Below are 18,061 nucleotides of genomic sequence, written 5' to 3'. Positions count from 1 at the left end.
GAAAATCAACAAAATTGTTTGATGTTCGATGCTGTGAGTGCCCACACAGATTGCTTGATTCAAATTGTTAAAGAGCGTCACGCTTGTCGCGTTGAGGAGGCGCATATTACGCCTCTCACTTCGAAAGTCAAGCGATTGTTTTCGCTTTTCTTTCGGCGCCTACTTCGCTAGGAAGCTGGCTCATCAGTCCGGCGTGTTCTGCCGTGCTGGTAGGAGCGCATTATAGGGAGCGAGGCCGCGATGACAAGGCTTTTTTTGAAGAAAATCACGAAAATTTCAAATTATTCAATTAGAAACAGCTTATTCAGTGTATATATACAGTGTTATCCACAATCCGGTTATTTCACTCCCATTTTAGCGTCATTTATGTCGCCTTCAGTGACCTTGGGAATGCCATACTGGAGCCGATAACCTCTCCCGAGTGGTCCATGGTAGCGCCAATCAGGAAAGCTGGTTACCATGGAGGTGAATATAGTGTTGCACCTTTTTTGCTTTCATTTACAAAAGGTCTTTTAAGATGAATTTATCCAAGTTTCCCGTATATATGCAGGCCGCAATCCTTGCTCTGGTATTGGCAGTGGTTGGCTACCTGGTTGCCCAGGCCCTGCAGTTCTCTTTGAAAGCGGAAGTGATTTTTGCAGCAGGTCTGGCCATCGGCGGTTTCGTGGTACCGCTGTTCCTGAAGCGAACCCCGGCTAATGTCGCCGAGTCGATCGCCAATCAGGAGACTTGCACCTTATATGTAGGCAACCTGCCCTATCGCGCCAACGAGATTGCAGTGCGCGAATTGTTTGCCGAACAGGGCCAGGTCATTTCCGTGCGGTTGATGAAGGACAAGTCTACCGGCAAGCGCAGAGGTTTCGGTTTCGTGGAGATGCCCGCCGCCGATGCCGCCAAGGCAATTGCCGCGTTGAATGATAAAGAGTACCAGCAGCGCACCCTCAAGGTGCGTGAGGCGAATGACAAACGTGATAAAGAGGAAAGGGAAGGTAGCGAAGCTGACGTCTAACCGCTCGTCAGTACCTTACCTCTTCCAGTGATGACAGCCCCCATGCTTGCAAGGGGGCTGTCAGTTTTTGGGCCTCCCCATCCAGCCGCGTACAGTAAGCCCTGGCAATCACCTCTTCTATATATACAGGCTGCACGGCGGCATGCCCGCCATTGCTCAGCAACCAGGCCACCCGTTTGGCAACGGCACTGCCCGAGTCGATCAGCTGACATTGCGGCATCAGCTGCCCAATCTCTTCATTGAGTAGCGGGAAGTGGGTGCAACCGAGCACCAGCGTATCCGGCTTCTCTTCCCCCTCCAGCCAGTCGGCCAGCACTTCACGCAGTAACGCCATATTGACCGGTAAACCCGCCAGCTTGTGTTCGGCTTCTATGACCAGCTCGGTGGTGCCCTTGAGCAGCACCCGTTTGCCGGGAGCAAACTGGGCGATCAGTTCGTGGGTATAGTCACGACTCACCGTGCCCGGCGTAGCCAGCAGACCGATGCAACCGTTGCGAGTCTGTGCAGCGGCGGGCTTGATGGCAGGCACCACCCCCACTACGGGAATATCCAGAGCCGCACGCAGGGCCGGCAGTGCTATGGTGCTGGCCGTGTTGCAGGCAATCACCACCAGATCGATATGATGATGGGCCACCATGGTGGTAACCAAGCGGGTGCAGGCAGCAATCAGGGCGGGCTCGCTCAATTCACCATAGGGGAAGTTGGCGTTGTCGAAGCAGTAGAAATAGTTGTGTGCCGGCAGAACGCGGCGGATCTCGCGGTAGATGGTCAGGCCACCCATACCGGAATCAAACACGAGAATATTGGCCACTGGAGCTCCCCTTTGGTGCAAGGCGGCGATCATACTCCCGCCTGCCGCCAATAGAAAAGGCCCTGCCAATGGCAGGGCCCGGGTTTTTCCCATCAAGAGGAGACTATTTACAGGGAGTAATCCATCGTCACGTAGTAAGCGCGCTCATCGGCCGGATAACCCACCGCAGTCTGATACTCCTTATCCAACAGGTTGTTGATCTTGCCAGATACCTTGAGCGCCGGGGTGGCCTTGTAGCCGACCGCCAGATTCCACACGCTGTAGCCACCAAGTGTTGTGGTGTTGGCCGCATCGCCATAGCGCTCACCCTGATAGATCCAGCTCAATGAACCATCAAACTGCTGCCACTGCGCCTGCGTCACCCACTTGGCCCCTTTGCGGGAGATCAGCTGCAACTGCTTGTCGGTTACCTTGTCTTTGGGATCCTTGTATTCGGCAGAGACTCTATGACTCACCCAGCCGGTATCAAACTCCCCTTCCAGCTCGATCCCTTCAATGCGCGCCTTGCCAACGTTCTGTGGTGTCCACATACCCTGACTGTTGGGCGCCCACTGGATCATCTGTTCGAAGTCGTTGCGATAACCGGTGGCTCGCCACTCCACGCCAGCGGTTTGACCATCCAGCATCAGCTCACTGCTCTTCGACTCTTCCGGCTTCAGGTCTGGATTGCCTGGCATGAATTTACTCGGGTAGTAAAGGTCATTAAATGTGGGGGCTCGGAAACCGGTGCCGTAGCGGGCACTCAAGCGGTAATCCTCGACAAAGCGCCAGCCTGCGCCGGTTTGCCAGGTGTTGTGGCGGCCATACTGTTCGTTGTCATCGCTACGGCCGCTCAGCTCGGCCTGCCAGGTCTGGTTGTCAAACTGGGCAAGGGCATAGAGGCCGTTGTTGTCACGCTCTTTGGCGTCGGCTGGATAAGTCGCGCCAGACGAGCGGGAGCGATCATCCAACATATCGCGCTGCCAGTCGGCACCGCCACCCAATGTCCAAAACTCGTTCACTTTGACGCTGTTGACCCAGTTCAGGCTGTACTGGCGGGTATAGGTCCGGTTATTGGCCTGATCGCGGCCACTGGTGTCCTGATAGTCGTAAGCATCCTGTTTGGAGAAAGCACCACGCAACTCGCTCAGATAGCGATCATCGTGATAGCGCGACCCCAACTGATAGCTCTGGTTTTCAGTCCAGGTCTCGTTACGCTGATGAGTGACATAGGAATTGTCATATTGGGCTACATTGCGGAACCAGCGGGTTGTACCGAACAGATCCCAGTTGCTGCCGAGCGCCTGTTGGTAGTCCAGCATGGCGTTGTAGCCCTGATGCCCGTGACGGTCACCATCGTTGATGCCGGGCAAGGGGTGTACGTTGTAACCCTCTTCATCATCAAAACCGCCAGCCACCTTGAGCTGACCGGCCTCACCCACCTGGCTGGCACTACTGAAAGCGGCCTGGCGCTGTTGATGGGAACCGGCACCAACATTGAACTTGTGCTGATTGGTCCCCTTGTCGGGGCGGGTAATGATGTTGATCACCCCGCCGATGGCGTCAGAACCGTAGATGGTGGCGCGCGGGCCGCGGATATACTCGATCCGCTCTACCTGATTGAGCGGCAGATTGTTCAGTTCGGTCATCCCGGCGGTCAGGGAGGCACTGCGCACCCCATCCACCAGCACCAGCGTCTGGGAAGAGGTGCCGCCACGCACTCGCAGCGAGCTGAGCTGGCCACGGCCGCCATTGCTAACCACCTCCACGCCGGGCAGGGTCTTGACCACATCGGTCACGGTCTGGGCTTGCAGGCGATCGATCTCGTCCCGGGTCACCACATTGACCGGGGCAAGCACACTGGAGGCGGGTTGGGCGACGCGGGTGGCGGTCACCACCATGGTGGGATTGACGGGAATGGTCAGCTGTTGGGCAAACGCCGCCGTCGGCAACAGGGCAGCCGCCAGAAATTTCTTCGACATGAGAGATCCTTAAGTTCGCGTAAGTATCTACTTCGTGGCCGGTTTCTCTCGGCCCGAAATACGAACTCTGGCAGGTCTTCGGGCTCGGGGGCTGATGGCCTACGGCGACGGCTTCCCGCCTGACGGCAGTGCCCTGATGTCGCTTCGTTCCCCCTTACCGCTGCGCGCCAGCTCCGGATTCTCACCGGATTCCCTATTAAGCATGATGCGCCAAAGCGGGAGGATTATAGGCAGAGCCATGCTGGATGTATAGCCATCCAGATTTCTATTTATTGCCAGCCAGCGCCGCCAGCCGCTGTTGAGCCCCCGCCATCACCGCCTGTACCCCGGGATGAGAGAGATGGCGCCCTGCCGAGACCAGATAGTAAGAGAGGGTGACCTCGGTCAGTGTCGCGATCCGCTCCACCCCGTAGAGACGACCAATCTCGTCAGCCATCGCCAGCGGCGCCGGGAAGATCCCCATCCCCGCCTTGCCGAACGACTTCATCAGGGTGGAGTCATCAAACTGCCCCACCAGATGGGGATGAATGCCCTGCTGGCGATACCAGGCAAGCAGCCGATCGTGGGTGGCCGACTTCTCTCCGGGAATAAGCAGCGGTAACCCCTCCAGCGAGGCGGGAAAGCCAGCCCGCGCCCGCGCCGCCAACTCGGGACTGGCAAACAGCGCCAATGGACTGCGCCCCAGCTCGTGGTTGTAGCCGCGCACACCGCTGTCGGGAGGAAGCGGTCGATCGATCAACACCATATCCAGCTTGTGGCGGGCCAGCTCGCTGAACAGCTGCTCGGCCCGCTCCTCGTGACACTCCAGCCGCAGCGGGGTCGCCAGCGCCATGGCGGGGGCCAGCAACTCGAACGCCAGGGTACGGGGCACCGAATCGGCGATCCCCACCTGCATGGTCAGCTCCTGACTGGCGTGGCGCAGGGTGTGCTCCAGCTCGGCGCCGAGCGAGAAAATCGCCCCCGCCTGCTCCTGCGCCTGCCGTCCGGCGGCGGTCAGCACCAGACGCCGCCCCACCCGGTTGAACAGCGCCACCCCGAGGGAGAGTTCCAGCTCGGCGACCTGGCCGCTGATGGTCTGCGGCGTGAGGTGCAGCTGTTCAGCTGCCTGCGTCACGCTGCCGCTGCGCGCCACATGCCAGAAGTAGTAGAGCTGTTTGTAGTTGAGCATGCCGTTCCCTATCAGTTTTTTCCGAACAACCATCAGCGAGAATCTGATTTTATCGAAACATTGCGGGCTCTAGCATGCAACCATTATCTGAACTGCCCTGCGAACCATCATGCTGGACGTTGTTGTTCTCTTCTTTCTGTTTGGCCTGCTGGCCGGTCTGGTGCGCTCCGAGCTCAAGCTGCCACCCGCCCTCTACGACACTCTCTCCCTCTTTCTGCTGCTGGCCATCGGCCTCAAGGGCGGCGTCGGTCTGGCCCAGCAATCCTTGCTGCCCCTGCTGCCGCAACTGGCGCTGGTGATCCTGCTCGGTGTGGTGCAGACCCTGCTCGGCTTTGCCGTGCTGCGCCTCAAGATGAACCGGGTCGATGCCGCCGCCACCGCCGCCCACTACGGCTCGGTCAGCGTCGCCACCTTTGCAGTCGGGGTGAACTGGCTGACCGAACGGGGCATCAGCTTTGAATCCCAGCTCTCCATATTCCTCGCGGTGATGGAGATCCCGGCCATTCTGGTGGGCATAGTGCTGGCCCGCGGCATCAGCCGCGAGACCCGCTGGCGCATGCTGGCCCACGAGACCTTCCTCGGCAAAGGGGTAACCCTGCTGCTGGGCGGCATGGCCATCGGCTATCTGGCCGGGCCCGACGGGATTGCCCCGCTCAAACCGCTGTTTGTCGACCTGTTCAAGGGGGCGCTGGCGCTGTTCCTGCTGGAGATGGGCCTCATCGTCGCCCGCCAGTGTCAGGACTTGCGCAAGCATGGCTTCTTCCTGCTCGGCTTTGCCCTGTTGATGCCGCTCGCCTCGGCGGGACTGGGATTGGCAGCTGGCCAGCTGATGGGGCTCTCCCTCGGCGGCCTGACCCTGCTGGCCACCCTGGCGGCCAGCGCCTCCTATATTGCCGTGCCGGCCACCATGCGTATCGCCGTGCCTCAGGCCAACCCGGGGCTGTCCCTCAGCGCCGTGCTGGGGGTCACCTTCCCGTTCAACATCATGCTGGGGATCCCGCTCTATCACAGCTGGGCCCGCCACTTCACGGAGTAGCCACATGCAGACCGAGAGCCGCACCCTGCTGACCGTCATCACGGAGGCAAATCTGGAGCCTACCCTGCTGCGCACCCTCACCCGCGAGGGGCTGCGCGGCTACACCATCACAGATGCCCGCGGCCGCGGGGATCATGGCGAGCGCAACGCCAGCTGGAGCGAGAGCGGCAACATACGGCTGGAGGCGATCTGCAGCCGGGAGCAGGCGGAGCGGCTGCTGGCCCACTTGCAGAGTCGCTACTACCCCGATTACGCCATGATCGCCTTTCTGCAACCGGTCGAAATCGTGCGACCCGAGAAATTCTGAGCCGGCTTGCCGGCTCTTTTTGTTTACCGAAAGCAAACGTTTAACAGTAAGGAACCAGAAAAGATGAACACCCCTCCCCTGATCGGTCTGGTAATGGGCTCCGACTCCGACTGGCCCGTGCTGCAGGCCGCCGCCCGCATCCTCAAGGAGCACGGCGTGCCCTACGAGGCGCAGGTGGTCTCGGCCCATCGCACCCCGGATCTGCTGTTCGAGTATGCCGCCACTGCCCGCGAGCGCGGCCTGCGCGCCATCATCGCCGGGGCCGGTGGCGCCGCTCACCTGCCGGGTATGGTCGCCGCCAAGACCACGCTGCCGGTGCTGGGGGTACCCATCCCCTCCCGACATCTCAAGGGGATGGACTCGCTACTCTCCATTGTGCAGATGCCCAAAGGGGTGCCAGTCGCCACCTTCGCCATCGGCGAGGCGGGGGCCGCCAACGCCGCCCTGTTCGCGGTCTCCCTGCTCTCGGTCACCCGGGATGACGACGCCCCCCGCTACCGGCAGCAGCTCGACGACTTCCGCACCCACGAGCGCGACCGGGTGCTGGCGCTGCAACTGGAGGAGCCGACATGATCCTGCCTCCCGCCACCCTCGGCATGCTGGGAGGCGGCCAGCTCGGCCGCTACTTCGTGATGGCCGCCCACCGCCTCGGCTACAAGGTGGTGGTGCTGGATCCCGACCCCGCCAGCATCGCCGGTGCCGCCGCCGATCACCATATTGTCGCCCCCTATGACGACACCGCCGCCCTGCACGAGCTGGCCAGCCGTTGCGCCGCCGTCAGCTGCGAGTTCGAAAATGTGCCCGCCGCCACTCTCGCACTGCTCGAAAAACAAAAACCGGTACACCCGGCCGCCAGTGCGGTGCGGGTCTGTCAGGATCGGCGCGAGGAGAAAGCCTTTCTGCACGGCGCCAACATCCCGGTCGCCCCCTATCTGGCGCTAATGCCGGAGGAGCCCATCCCCGCACAGGTCAGCGCGCTGTTCCCCGCCATCCTCAAGACTGCCCGCGAGGGGTACGACGGCAAGGGGCAGTGGCAAGTGAGCGATCTGGATGAGCTGGCGACGGCACTGGCAGCCAGTAGCGTGCCCTGCGTACTGGAGCAACGGCTGGCGCTGGAGGGGGAGTTTGCCCTGACCCTGGCCCGCAGCCCGAGTGGCGCCATCAGCGCCCTGCCGCTGGTGCAGAACTGGCACAGCGACGGCATCCTCGATCAGACTCGCGCCCCGGCCAATGTGCCGGCGCTGGAGCGCGAGGCCAAAGCAATCGCCGAGCGGCTGATCGCCGTCCTCGATTACGTCGGGGTGCTGACGGTGGAGTTCTTTCTGGTGGAAGGCCGATTGCTGGTCAACGAGCTGGCGCCCCGCCCCCACAACTCGGGCCACCCCAGCCTCGACAATGCAGCATGCAGCCAGTTCGAGCTGCAGGTACGGGCCCTGTGCGATCTGCCGCTGCCAGAGCAGATCGCCGTGCGCCCCGCCCTGTTAATCAACCTGCTGGGGGATCTCTGGCAAAACGGCACACCCGACTGGGCTGCACTGCTGGCGCTGCCCGGCCTGCATCTGCACCTCTACGGCAAGGGCGAACCCCGCCCCGGCCGCAAGATGGGTCACATAACCATCTCCGGTGACGACTGGCCAATGGTGGCGGAAACCTGCCGCCAGGCCCGCCAGCTGCTGGGGCTAGCGCCGCGCTGATCGACCATCGGAAATGCAAAGACCCGGGCATGGCCCGGGTCTCTGTTATTGCTTGCTGTGGCAGGGAGGCTTAATCAGGCCCGCTCCACCGCTACCGGCGCCGGCAGGCGGATGGTGAGGGAGAGCACCAGCGCCACCACCAGCAACACCAGGATCAGGTTGAAGGTCGCCATAAAGCCGCCAAACAGGGAGGCCACGATGGAGCCGATGATGCTGCCCAGACCAAAGCCCAGATAGATGACGCCGTAGTTCTTGGTCAGGTTGTTGAGACCGAAGAAGTCGCTCACCAGCGAGGGATAGACGGTGATGGTGCCGCCGAAGCTGAACGCCACACAAGCCACCGCCACGAAGAACAGGTTGGCGTTGAGCGGCACGAACAGCAGCAGCACCATGCCCGCCAAGGTAATCAGCTGGGCGATGGTGATGACCCGGATGCGGGACATCTTGTCGGAGAGGATACCCAGCACCAGACGGCCACCCAGGTTGGCCATAGCGATGATGGCGACGGCATTGGCAGCGACTACAGCAGGCAGACCCACCATCTTCTCGCCGATATCCTTGGCCACGCCGATGACGTAGAGGCCGCTCATGCAGGCGGTGAGGAACATCAGCGCCAGCATCCAGTACTGCGGCTTGCGCATCGCCTCGGCCAGAGTGAAGTCACGGCTCTCGCTCTGTTGCAAAGAGGCGGCCTGCTTGGGCGCATCCTTCATCAGCATGCCGCCCACCAGCACCATGGACATCGCAATCAAGCCCCACAGCTGGAAGGTGGTCTCAAGGCCGGAGCTGGAGAGCAGCAGCAGGTTGATGTATTTGAAACCGAGGCTGCCGAGGCCGTAGGCACCGATGGAGCAAGCGGAGATGAGCCCCTTGCGCTCCGGGAACCACTTCACGCAATTGGAGAGGGTCATCAGGTAGCCGGTACCGTCGGCAAAACCGACCAGGATGCCGGCGCAGAGGTATAGCATCGCCAGATTGCTGGCGTGGGCGGTGAGGAAGAAGCCGATGCCGAGCAGCACACCGGCGCCCAGGGTCACGTTGCGCACCCCGAACCGCTCCTGCAGCTTGCCCGCCATGGAGGAGGCGACAGCCAGCGAGAGGCTGAGCAGGCCAAAGGCGAAGGCCACCTGACTCACCGGCTCGTCCAGCTTGTCGGAGAGCTGGGCGTTGAACAGGCTCCAGGTGTAGACAGAACCCAGTGCGAACTGGGTGATGATGGTACCGATCAGTGTCAGGTACCGGGTGCGGTTCATCTCTTTGGTCATGATGCGTCTCGGTCGATGGCCTTCAGGAAATTGAGGCCACTATAGGCAAGACGCAGCTCGCGCCGATCGATTAAGGCATGAAATGCAGATTGGCGGGAATGAATGACAATCAGAGTCGCATCAGCTGACGGAACGCCTTGATGTTGCTGCGACTGACCGGCACCTCGAACGGCAGATCATGGAGCCGGATGAGATAGGTGCTGTTAAACCAGGGCACTATCTCGCGGATCTTGTTGATGTTGACGCAGTAGGAGCGGTGGCAACGGAAGAACCCCTCGGCAGGCAAGCGGCTGACAAACTCGCTGATGGTCATGGTCATCACGTAGCGATCATCGCGGGTGTAGACATAGGTGAGCTTCTCGTCGGCTTCCGCGTAGTAGATCTGCTCGCAGGGGGTGACGATGATGCGCTCCCCCTTCACCAGATTGACGGTGCGATTGTGCGGGCTGCTCCCCTCGCCGCTCGCCTCCCCCGTGGTGGCTGGCTGCGACTTGCCCGCATGCTCGAGCTTTTGCAGCAGATTGATGAGGCGTGGCTCGTTGTAAGGCTTGAGGATGTAGTCGAACGCCTCCAGCTCGAACGCCTCCACCGCGAACTCCTTGTAGGCGGTGACGAAGACGATGTGGGGCGGATGGCTCGACTTGTGCAGGTTCTTGGCCAGCAGCAGGCCATCGATAGAGGGGATTTGGATATCGAGAAACACCACGTCCACCTCGTGATCCTGCAGGTATTTGAATGCCTCCAGCCCGTCCTCGAAGCTCGCCACTATCTCGATCTGGCTGTGCTGGTTCACCAGATAGATCAGCTCCTCACGAGCCAGATATTCGTCTTCCACAATGATCGCTTTCAGCATCACAACACCTCTCGCGGCACACACTTATCCTCAACCATGATGGCACTCAGCATGGCATCGACTCCTGATCCGGCAGATAGAAACTCACTTCGGTACCCGGCTCCAGCCGCTTGAGGTGCAGGCCATCGCCATAGAGCAGCTTGACCCGCTGATGCACGTTCATCAGGCCGATGCTGCGGCTCTCCACCCGACCGGCGGCTACCCCGTCGATCACCGCCTGACTGATGCCGTAACCGGTGTCGCGCACCGATACCCGGATGCCGCCCGCCAGCTGTTTCACCTCGATGGTGACCCGACCCGGCGCGCTGCGGGGCTGGATGCCGTGCAGGATGGCGTTTTCCACCAGCGGCTGCAACAGCAGGCTCGGCACCTGAATGTGGACATCGTCCACCTCAAATACCACCTCCAGCTTGTCGCCGAAGCGGGCCTGCTCGATGGCCACGTAGTCGCGCACCTGCTGCAGCTCCTCCTGAATGTCGATTAGCTCATCCCCCTTGTTGAGGTTGTAGCGCAGGTAATCCGCCAGATTGGCGATCAGCTGGCGCGCCTGCTGGGGCCGGATGCGGATCAGCGACGAGATGGCGTTGAGGGCATTGAACAGGAAGTGCGGGTTGATCTTGCTCTGCAGCGCGGTGAACTCCGCCTTGCGGGTCATCTCCTTGAGTTGCTCGATGCGCGACACCTCCATCTGGGTGGAGATGAGCTGGGAGAGACCCACCGCCATCTCCCGCAGCGAGCTGGTGATGCTGTGAGTGCGGCGGTAGTAGATCTTGAGGGTGCCACTCACCGAGCCGTTTTCCCGCAGCGGAATAATGATGACCGAGTGAAAATCGGAGAGGTGATACTGACGCAGATCGTTGTTGATGATGATCTGGTCGAGCAGCACCGCCTGCTGGGTCATGCCGCTGATGGCGTGGTGCTCGTCCAGCTCGTAATAGTCCTTGCCCACCCCCACATAGGCGAGCACGTCGCGGGTGTCGGTGATGGCCACCGCGTCGGCACTGATCTCGCTGCGAATGATGGCGCAGACCTGGCTCAGGGAGTGGCGGTCGATGTTCTGGAAGAAGGGCAGCGTCTTGTTGGCGATATCCAGCGCCAGCTTGGCCTGCTTGGCGGCAATCAGCTCCTTCTCGTCATCCAGATCCTGCACCAGCTTGATGATGAGGCCGATGCAGAGCGCCCCGGCGATCATCGGGTAGGCGATGTGGCTGACGATCTCGACGCCCACCGCATGGGGCTCGGTCAGCAGCCAGATCAGCAGCATGGTGAGCCCTTCACACAGCATCCCCGCCAGAATGCCGTAGAGCCAGAGCCGCGACTTGCGGCAGCGCAGGTGCAACCAGGTGGCGAGCAGACCGGCGATGATGCTGGCGATAAGGCACGGGATGGAGGTGTGGCCATCCATGTCGATGAGATAGCGGTGCAAACCGGAGATGACCCCGGCCGGAATGCCGACCCAGGGGCCGAACAGAATGCCGCCGGAGATGATGGCGATGATCCGCACGTTGATCAGCGCCCCCTCCACCGGAATGCCGGTGTAGGTGCTGAACACCGCAAACAGACAGAAAATGGAGGCCACCAGCACCAGCTCGGCCGGGGTGTGATCCCGCTTCTGGAACAGCCGCTGGAACGGCCGGGTGCGGGTCAGAAAGAAGAGGGTCATCAGCATCAGCGCCGCTCGTTCGAACACCGCCAACAACATCATCTGATTCTCAAGCATCTGCGCCCCCTTGCGGCAACCCGACCGATCACCATAACCCTGACCAATAAATCGGGGCCGGATAAACCAGCCCCTGTGACATCAACAGTACTGACCGGCCACCCAGCCGGAGGACCAGGCCCACTGGAAGTTGTAACCACCGAGCCAGCCGGTCACGTCCACCACTTCGCCGATGAAGTAGAGGCCGGGCACCTTGCGTGCCTCCATGGTCTTGGAGGAGAGCTCGTTGGTGTCGACGCCACCCAGGGTCACTTCGGCGGTGCGATACCCCTCAGTGCCGTTGGGCAGGATCTGCCAGTCACCCAGCAGGTTGGCCACCGCTTCCAGCTCCCGCTCGTTGTACTGGCGCATCGGCTTGCTGACCAGCTGACCCAGCTCCACCAGCTTGTCGACGAAACGCTTGGGCAGCTCGCGCCCCAGCACGGTTTTCAGCTCCTGCGCGGGGTGCGCCTGCGCCCATTCGCGCAGGGCAGCCGGAATATCCAGCTCAGGCAGCAGGTTGATGTGGATCTTCTCACCGGCATGCCAGTAGGAGGAGATCTGCAGAATGACGGGGCCGGAGAGGCCGCGATGGGTGAACAGCATCGCCTCCTTGAAGCGGGTGCCATCCTCGGCGGTCACCGCTACCGGCAGGCTGATACCCGCCAGATCGGCGAATGCCTCTTTCTCCGCCTGATGGAGGGTAAAGGGCACCAGTCCGGCACGGGTCGGCAGCACCTTGAGGCCGAACAGCTCCGCCAGCTTGAAGCCGTAAGGGGTCGCGCCCAGCTTGGGCATGGAGAGACCGCCGGTCGCCACCACCAGCGAGTGGCAGCCGATCTCACCCTTGCTGGTGGTCAGCACGAAACCCTCGTCCTGTTTGCTGACGGTGAGGATCTCGGTCTGGAACTGCAGGGTTACCCCGGCCCAGTCGCACTCGGTGAGCAGCACATCGACGATCTCCTTGGCGCTCTCGAGGCAGAACAGCTGCCCCAGAGTACGCTCGTGATAGTTGACCCCGTGGCGATCCACCAGATCGATGAAATCCTGCTGGGTGTAGCGGGCCAGCGCCGACTTGCTGAAGTGAGGGTTGGCGCAGAGGTAAGCGTGGGCGCCCGCCTGATGGTTGGTGAAGTTGCAGCGACCACCGCCACTGATGAGGATCTTGCGGCCCGGCTTCTTGGCGTTGTCGAGCACCAGCACGGAGCGGCCACGGTAGCCCGCCTGCGCCGCACACATCAATCCGGCCGCACCGGCCCCAATCACCACCACATCGACCTGCTTCATCATCACTCACTTATCAAAATAGAAACGGCACCTGGCCTGAACCGTGATTGCCTCTGGCTGACATAACAACGGTGACTGCACACCAGAATAAACAACGGCCCTTAAAAGGGCCGTTATTGTACTGGCTGAACACTAAGTGTCCACGACTATCAGGCGTTGCTGTCCATGATGCTGGCCGGGGCGCCCTTGGCCAGTTCGGCCAGCTCCTTGTCGATGAAGTAGAGGCCTTTGCCATCTTCACCCACCAGACCCAGACGGTCGACGATGCTCTTGAACAGCTTCTCCTCTTCATGCTGCTCGGCCACATACCACTGCAGGAAGTTGAAGGTGGAGTAGTCCTGAGTGGTGAAGGCTACGTGGGCCAAGCCATTGATGCACTTGGTGATGTGGTATTCGTGCTCCAGGGTGGCGCGGAATACGTCACCCAGCGACTTGAACTCGTGGGGAGGGGCATCGATGGCACCCAGACGCGGCATGGCGCCAGTCTCGCTCACGTAGGTGAACAGACGCTCCATGTGCTGGCGCTCCTCGACCGCGTGTTGGCGCAGGAAGGTCGCCGCCCCTTCGAAGCCCTTGTCTTCACACCAGGCACTCATCTGCAGATAGAGATTGGAGGAGTAGAACTCCAGGTTAATCTGCTCGTTCAACTTCTCGATCATGGCTTGGGCCAGCATCTTGTTTCTCCTCAGTGATTTGGTATCGATTGTCGCCACACTCCCGCCGCGAATCAACCCGCCAACGAGAGGGAGATCCCGTTTCTTTCAGCTCAGGGGGTCAGTTCGCCAAGGGAGGCGACATCCACCGGCGCCGCGTAATCGACGCCCGGCAGCTCGAAGCCGTTGAGCTGCATGAAATCCTGCCGCAGCCCGACAAAATCCCCCAGCGCGTGGAAATTATCCGGCGTCACCTTGGGCCAGAGCGCCGAAACAGCGGCCTGAATGGCCGGGTCGAGCTCGTGGTCATCCATCCGGATCAGCCGGTTGCCATCGGCCACCACCCCATTGGGCCCGTACATCTTGGCGGCAAACAGTCGCTGCATCTGTTCAATGCAGCCCTCGTGTACGCCGCGCTCCTTCATCACCCCCATCAGCAAGCCGAGATAAACCGGCAGCACCGGAATATAGGCGCTCGCCTTGGTCACCAGCGCCTTGCAGACCGACACCCAGGCGTGGCCACCGATCTCGGCCAGCTGCAGGTTGATGGTCTCGGCGGTGGCGTGTAGATGCTCCTTGGCATAACCGATGGTGCCATCCCGATAGAGGGGATAGGTGGATTCGGGGCCGATGTAGGAGTAGGCCACGGTTTGCGCGCCGGGGGCGAGACAACCGGCCTGCTGCAACGCCTGCATCCAGAGCTGCCAGTCCTCGCCGCCCATCACGGTGACGGTGTCGCGAATCTCCTCTGGCGTGGCGGGGGCCAGCGACTGCTGCACCAGGGTATCGCGCTCCAGATCCAGCCCCCAACCGCTGAACGGCAGGCCTGTGGTCTTGAGCACAGAGCGCACTTGCGTGCCATCGGGCAGCACCCGAATGCCGCTCGCCAGCGAGTAGATCACCAGATCCACCTGCCCCAGCTGCTGGCGGATGGTATCGATGGCCTGCTGGCGCATGGCATCCGAGAACGCATCACCAATCAGGTTGATGGCGATGCGCCCCTCCTGCTCCGCCTCCTTGCGAAACCAGATGTTGTTGTACCAACCGGCGCTGCCGAGTCCCTTGTCGGAGGGGCCACGCTCGAACGAGATACCGATGGTGTCGGCACCAGCCCCAAAGGCGAGCGCAATGCGCGACGCCAGCCCGAAACCGGAGGAGGCCCCCAGCACCAGCACCCGCTTGGGCCCGTTGAACTGGCCAGCGGCCTTGATCCGTTCGATCTGCTGCTGCACGGCTGCGCGACAGCCGATGGGGTGACAGTTGCGGGCAACACAACCTTGAATCTGGGGATGAATGATCATGGGAAGGCCTCCAAAGAAACTGGCTACAGCATAACCAACTCGCAGGAGATTAACTTGATGCCGGACCGCTATCAGTCAGAAAAGCGGCAAGAAATGAGGCAGAAAAACAAAAGGGAGCACGTGGCTCCCCAAAGCGGTATTCAGATGCTTTTTGTTGTTTTGTGTTCATTGCGAAGCACGGGCCCATCCTATGCCTCTCCCCTATCATGGGCAAGCCAAAGGGTGTGACCGGCTTCAAACTCCTGTTTAATTTATAGGCAAATAATGGTCGGTAACTGAGCGGCCAACCCTGCGACGTTAAAAATTAAACTCATTTAAATCCCGAAACTGTGTCTACGACACCATTTTAGTTTCAGCAGAGATGGGTATAGTGGAGTGAAGGATCGGTAAGGAGATATCCCATGAGTGGAACAACCTATTACAAGCATATTCTGGCCGCGATCGACCTCTCTGAAGATAACCGCAAGGTGATCGACAAGGCGGTGGACAGAGCCCGCTCCAACGGCGCCAAGCTGTCGGTTATCCATGTCGATGTGGACCTCAAGGATCTCTACACCGAGATGATCGATATCGACATCGACAACGTGCAGGATCAGGTGATCGCCGAAGCGAAAGAGAAGCTGGAGGCATTTCTGGCCTCGGTGGACTATCCCATCGAGAAGAAGCTGGTGATCTGCGGCGATCTGAGCGAGCGGGTCAATCAGGCGGTCAAGGAGTACGAGATCGACCTGCTGGTGTGCGGCCATCGCCAGAGCTTCTGGAGCCTGCTCACCTCCAGCGCCCGTCAGCTGATGAATACGGTGCCCTGCGATCTGCTGGTCGTCCCCTTGCAGAAGTAATGAAACCGGCGTAGTTTGATTTGCTATGAACATGACCGCATTCAATCACAACTACTGGTGGTGCTGCTCCTAAACAGGCGGCACCGCGTTTCTATTCGAGATTTTCCCAAATAAAACACCGTGACCGCCGAGAGGCGGTCAACTGTTTTTATCCCTTTGTCGCCTCCCGGCTCACCCAACTGGAGAGAGTGACATGCACAACCCCGTTATCCTGACTGGCGATCGTCCCACCGGCAAACTGCACATCGGCCACTATGTCGGCTCCCTGCGCCAGCGCGTCGAAGCCCAGCACCACTACCGTCAATTCGTGATGATCGCCGACCTGCAGGCGCTGACCGACAACGGCCACAATCCGGCCAAGGTGACCGACAACGTGCTGGAGGTGATGGCCGACTATCTGGCGGTCGGTCTCGACCCGGCCAAAACCACCTTCTGCCTGCAGAGTGCCCTGCCCGCCCTCGCCGAACTCACCTGCTACTACCTCAATCTGGTCAGCGTCGCGCGGCTGGAGCGCAACCCCACTGTCAAGGCGGAGATCCAGCAGAAAGGGTTCGAGCGCACGCTGCCGGCCGGTTTTCTGGTCTATCCGGTCAGTCAGGCCGCCGACATCACCGCCTTTCGCGCCAGCCACGTGCCGGTCGGGGAAGATCAACTGCCGATGCTGGAGCAGACCAACGAGATCGTTCGACGCTTCAACACGCTAGTTGGCAAAGAGGTGCTGACCGAGTGCCAGCCGATCCTGAGCGACACCGGCCGCCTGCCCGGCATCGATGGCAAGGCCAAGATGTCCAAATCCCTCGGCAACACCATCGAGCTCGGCATGTCGGCGGAAGAGGTCAAACAAGCGGTGTTCGCCATGTATACCGACCCCAACCACCTCAAGGTGAGCGATCCCGGTCAGGTGGAGGGCAATACGGTGTTCGCCTATCTCGATGCCTTCCACCCCGACAAAGAGCTGGTCGCCGAAATGAAGGCGCACTACCAGCGCGGCGGACTGGGCGATATGCGCTGCAAGCAGGTGCTCAATGACTGCCTGCAGACCCTGCTCGCGCCGATGCGGGAGCGCCGGGCCGCGGCCATCGCCGACAAGAAGATGCTGCTGGAGCAGCTCTATCAGGGCACCGAGCAGGCCCGCATCATCACCGATGAGGTGTTGGCTGAGGTGAAAAACGCCATGGGGCTGGATTACTTCGCCAGCATCCGCTGAGCCGGGGTGCCGAGCGCATCGGCGCCGTAGAGGTCGAACACCAGCTGGTGCAGCAGGCTCTTGAACCAGCCGATCGCCTCGTCGTGGGCGGTGAGCGGGTGCCCCGCCATCAGATAGACGATAGGGATGGCGGGGTCGAGCTGGTGCATCCGCAGCGGGTAGTAACGGCAGAAGTGGCGCCCGATCATCTCGGGCACCACCACCAGATAGCGGCCGGTTGCCATCAGCGGTGGCACCGCCATAAAGCTCGGCAACCGCACACCCAGCTCCCGCTCCACCCCGAAACGGGCCAGCCAGAGCTCCACCATCGCCTGACTGTGACCCCAGCTGGAGGTATGGATGTGGGGGCGGCTCACCAGCTCGACCGGCGTCAGTACATCGGGCAACTCGCTGCCGAGCGGCGACAGGCAGACCAGCGGGTTGTTGAACCACTCCTCCCGCCACAAGCGGGGTGAGAGGTGATTCGCCCCGGCGAAGCCGATCACCAGATCCAGCTCCCCCTTCTCCAGCTCCCGCTCGTAATTGCTGTCTGCCAGCTCGCACACCTCAAGCCGACAGTGAGGGGCCTGCCGATGGAGTCTGTCCACCAGCACCGGCACCAGCCCGTGCTCCACCGAACCCGGGGTGGCGATACGAAAAATCCGCCGCGCGGTGGCGGGATCAAACCCCTTGGCCTGCCGCAATCCCTGCTCCAGCATCGCCAGCGCCTGACGCACCGGCCCGGCCAGCGCCTTGGCTCGCTCGGTCGGCATCATCTCGCGCCGACTCATTACGAACAGCGGGTCATCCAGCGCCACCCGCAACCGCCCCAAGGCGTGACTGACGGTGGATTGGGAGAGATGCAGCCGTTCAGCGGCACGGGTGACGTTGCGTTCCTGCATCAGCATGTCGAATACGGCGAGCAGGTTGAGGTCGAGACGGGCGAGTGAGCTATCCATCGATATTAGCCATAGTTAAATGCCAACAATTCA

Annotated in this window: 17 protein-coding genes and 1 riboswitch; of the genes, 7 read left to right on the top strand and 10 right to left on the bottom strand. The window is 61.0% G+C overall.

The features are described from left to right. Positions 1-517 precede the first annotated feature (517 nt). The gene (locus PG888_RS07925; RefSeq protein WP_042063539.1) at positions 518-1,009 is read left to right on the top strand and encodes an RNA recognition motif domain-containing protein; all 492 of its coding nucleotides are present in this window, start codon (positions 518-520) and stop codon (positions 1,007-1,009) included. A gap of 7 nt (positions 1,010-1,016) precedes the next feature. On the opposite strand, the gene murI is transcribed toward PG888_RS07925, so the two are convergent. The 3 genes from murI to PG888_RS07910 all read right to left on the bottom strand — a co-directional run bounded on the left by murI (position 1,017) and on the right by PG888_RS07910 (position 4,949). After that, positions 1,017-1,820, bottom strand: coding sequence for a glutamate racemase (gene murI / locus PG888_RS07920; protein ID WP_270693190.1), 804 nt, complete (start codon positions 1,818-1,820; stop codon positions 1,017-1,019). A 107-nt stretch (positions 1,821-1,927) separates the two neighbouring features. Continuing rightward, complete coding sequence (locus PG888_RS07915; RefSeq protein ID WP_270693188.1) at positions 1,928-3,781, bottom strand: TonB-dependent receptor domain-containing protein; 1,854 nt, start codon at positions 3,779-3,781, stop codon at positions 1,928-1,930. A 52-nt stretch (positions 3,782-3,833) separates the two neighbouring features. Further along, positions 3,834-4,011, bottom strand: a riboswitch (cobalamin riboswitch). Between the two features lie 35 nt (positions 4,012-4,046). After that, positions 4,047-4,949 (bottom strand): LysR family transcriptional regulator, encoded by a 903-nt coding sequence (locus PG888_RS07910; RefSeq protein ID WP_270693186.1) that lies wholly within the window; start codon positions 4,947-4,949, stop codon positions 4,047-4,049. Between the two features lie 109 nt (positions 4,950-5,058). Here PG888_RS07910 and PG888_RS07905 point away from each other — a divergent pair, with 109 nt between their 5' ends. From PG888_RS07905 to PG888_RS07890, 4 genes are all read left to right on the top strand, one after another. Further along, complete coding sequence (locus PG888_RS07905) at positions 5,059-5,985, top strand: sodium-dependent bicarbonate transport family permease (RefSeq protein WP_219265243.1); 927 nt, start codon at positions 5,059-5,061, stop codon at positions 5,983-5,985. Between the two features lie 4 nt (positions 5,986-5,989). Next, positions 5,990-6,292, top strand: coding sequence for a P-II family nitrogen regulator (locus tag PG888_RS07900; RefSeq protein WP_042657376.1), 303 nt, complete (start codon positions 5,990-5,992; stop codon positions 6,290-6,292). Between the two features lie 63 nt (positions 6,293-6,355). Next, complete coding sequence (purE, locus tag PG888_RS07895) at positions 6,356-6,865, top strand: 5-(carboxyamino)imidazole ribonucleotide mutase (RefSeq protein WP_270693182.1); 510 nt, start codon at positions 6,356-6,358, stop codon at positions 6,863-6,865. Further along, a complete protein-coding gene (locus tag PG888_RS07890; protein ID WP_270693180.1) occupies positions 6,862-7,986 on the top strand; it encodes a 5-(carboxyamino)imidazole ribonucleotide synthase in 1,125 nt (374 codons plus the stop codon). Before purE ends, PG888_RS07890 begins: the two co-directional genes overlap by 4 nt. Positions 7,987-8,060: 74 nt before the next feature. On the opposite strand, the gene PG888_RS07885 is transcribed toward PG888_RS07890, so the two are convergent. From PG888_RS07885 to fabV, 6 genes are all read right to left on the bottom strand, one after another. Further along, positions 8,061-9,251 carry an L-lactate MFS transporter gene (locus PG888_RS07885; protein ID WP_234603377.1) on the bottom strand — a complete coding sequence of 397 codons (1,191 nt, stop codon included), beginning with the start codon at positions 9,249-9,251 and terminating at the stop codon, positions 8,061-8,063. Between the two features lie 109 nt (positions 9,252-9,360). Beyond that, complete coding sequence (locus PG888_RS07880) at positions 9,361-10,104, bottom strand: LytR/AlgR family response regulator transcription factor (protein ID WP_113740705.1); 744 nt, start codon at positions 10,102-10,104, stop codon at positions 9,361-9,363. A gap of 46 nt (positions 10,105-10,150) precedes the next feature. After that, positions 10,151-11,824: a sensor histidine kinase gene (locus tag PG888_RS07875; RefSeq protein ID WP_270693177.1), complete on the bottom strand. Its 1,674-nt coding sequence runs from the start codon at positions 11,822-11,824 to the stop codon at positions 10,151-10,153. Positions 11,825-11,905: 81 nt separating this feature from the next. Continuing rightward, positions 11,906-13,090 (bottom strand): NAD(P)/FAD-dependent oxidoreductase, encoded by a 1,185-nt coding sequence (locus PG888_RS07870; RefSeq protein WP_270693175.1) that lies wholly within the window; start codon positions 13,088-13,090, stop codon positions 11,906-11,908. Positions 13,091-13,239: 149 nt separating this feature from the next. Then, positions 13,240-13,764 (bottom strand): non-heme ferritin, encoded by a 525-nt coding sequence (ftnA, locus tag PG888_RS07865; protein ID WP_042063553.1) that lies wholly within the window; start codon positions 13,762-13,764, stop codon positions 13,240-13,242. A gap of 92 nt (positions 13,765-13,856) precedes the next feature. Continuing rightward, positions 13,857-15,044: an enoyl-ACP reductase FabV gene (gene fabV / locus PG888_RS07860; protein ID WP_270693172.1), complete on the bottom strand. Its 1,188-nt coding sequence runs from the start codon at positions 15,042-15,044 to the stop codon at positions 13,857-13,859. A 401-nt stretch (positions 15,045-15,445) separates the two neighbouring features. Here fabV and PG888_RS07855 point away from each other — a divergent pair, with 401 nt between their 5' ends. After that, positions 15,446-15,883 (top strand): universal stress protein, encoded by a 438-nt coding sequence (locus PG888_RS07855; RefSeq protein WP_005339229.1) that lies wholly within the window; start codon positions 15,446-15,448, stop codon positions 15,881-15,883. Between the two features lie 193 nt (positions 15,884-16,076). Beyond that, the gene (gene trpS, locus PG888_RS07850; protein WP_270693169.1) at positions 16,077-17,090 is read left to right on the top strand and encodes a tryptophan--tRNA ligase; all 1,014 of its coding nucleotides are present in this window, start codon (positions 16,077-16,079) and stop codon (positions 17,088-17,090) included. On the opposite strand, the gene PG888_RS07845 is transcribed toward trpS, so the two are convergent. Further along, positions 17,069-18,028: a LysR family transcriptional regulator gene (locus tag PG888_RS07845; RefSeq protein ID WP_213393160.1), complete on the bottom strand. Its 960-nt coding sequence runs from the start codon at positions 18,026-18,028 to the stop codon at positions 17,069-17,071. The genes trpS and PG888_RS07845 overlap by 22 nt on opposite strands. Positions 18,029-18,061 lie beyond the last annotated feature (33 nt).

The organism is Aeromonas sp. QDB23, assembly GCF_027707745.1.
Classification (GTDB): Bacteria; Pseudomonadota; Gammaproteobacteria; order Enterobacterales; family Aeromonadaceae; genus Aeromonas; species Aeromonas allosaccharophila.
This window is presented reverse-complemented; position numbering and strand designations above follow the sequence as displayed.

Bases quoted from the DNA above. Each gene is read 5' to 3' on its own strand.
- PG888_RS07870 (WP_270693175.1), bottom strand. From the start codon at position 13,090: ATGAAGCAGGTCGATGTGGTGGTGATTGGGGCCGGTGCGGCCGGATTG.
- PG888_RS07890 (WP_270693180.1), top strand. From the start codon at position 6,862: ATGATCCTGCCTCCCGCCACCCTCGGCATGCTGGGAGGCGGCCAGCTC.
- PG888_RS07875 (WP_270693177.1), bottom strand. From the start codon at position 11,824: ATGCTTGAGAATCAGATGATGTTGTTGGCGGTGTTCGAACGAGCGGCG.
- PG888_RS07880 (WP_113740705.1), bottom strand. From the start codon at position 10,104: ATGCTGAAAGCGATCATTGTGGAAGACGAATATCTGGCTCGTGAGGAG.
- PG888_RS07855 (WP_005339229.1), top strand. From the start codon at position 15,446: ATGAGTGGAACAACCTATTACAAGCATATTCTGGCCGCGATCGACCTC.
- ftnA (WP_042063553.1), bottom strand. From the start codon at position 13,764: ATGCTGGCCCAAGCCATGATCGAGAAGTTGAACGAGCAGATTAACCTG.
- PG888_RS07905 (WP_219265243.1), top strand. From the start codon at position 5,059: ATGCTGGACGTTGTTGTTCTCTTCTTTCTGTTTGGCCTGCTGGCCGGT.
- PG888_RS07925 (WP_042063539.1), top strand. From the start codon at position 518: ATGAATTTATCCAAGTTTCCCGTATATATGCAGGCCGCAATCCTTGCT.
- PG888_RS07915 (WP_270693188.1), bottom strand. From the start codon at position 3,781: ATGTCGAAGAAATTTCTGGCGGCTGCCCTGTTGCCGACGGCGGCGTTT.
- trpS (WP_270693169.1), top strand. From the start codon at position 16,077: ATGCACAACCCCGTTATCCTGACTGGCGATCGTCCCACCGGCAAACTG.
- PG888_RS07845 (WP_213393160.1), bottom strand. From the start codon at position 18,028: ATGGATAGCTCACTCGCCCGTCTCGACCTCAACCTGCTCGCCGTATTC.
- PG888_RS07910 (WP_270693186.1), bottom strand. From the start codon at position 4,949: ATGCTCAACTACAAACAGCTCTACTACTTCTGGCATGTGGCGCGCAGC.
- PG888_RS07900 (WP_042657376.1), top strand. From the start codon at position 5,990: ATGCAGACCGAGAGCCGCACCCTGCTGACCGTCATCACGGAGGCAAAT.
- purE (WP_270693182.1), top strand. From the start codon at position 6,356: ATGAACACCCCTCCCCTGATCGGTCTGGTAATGGGCTCCGACTCCGAC.
- fabV (WP_270693172.1), bottom strand. From the start codon at position 15,044: ATGATCATTCATCCCCAGATTCAAGGTTGTGTTGCCCGCAACTGTCAC.
- PG888_RS07885 (WP_234603377.1), bottom strand. From the start codon at position 9,251: ATGACCAAAGAGATGAACCGCACCCGGTACCTGACACTGATCGGTACC.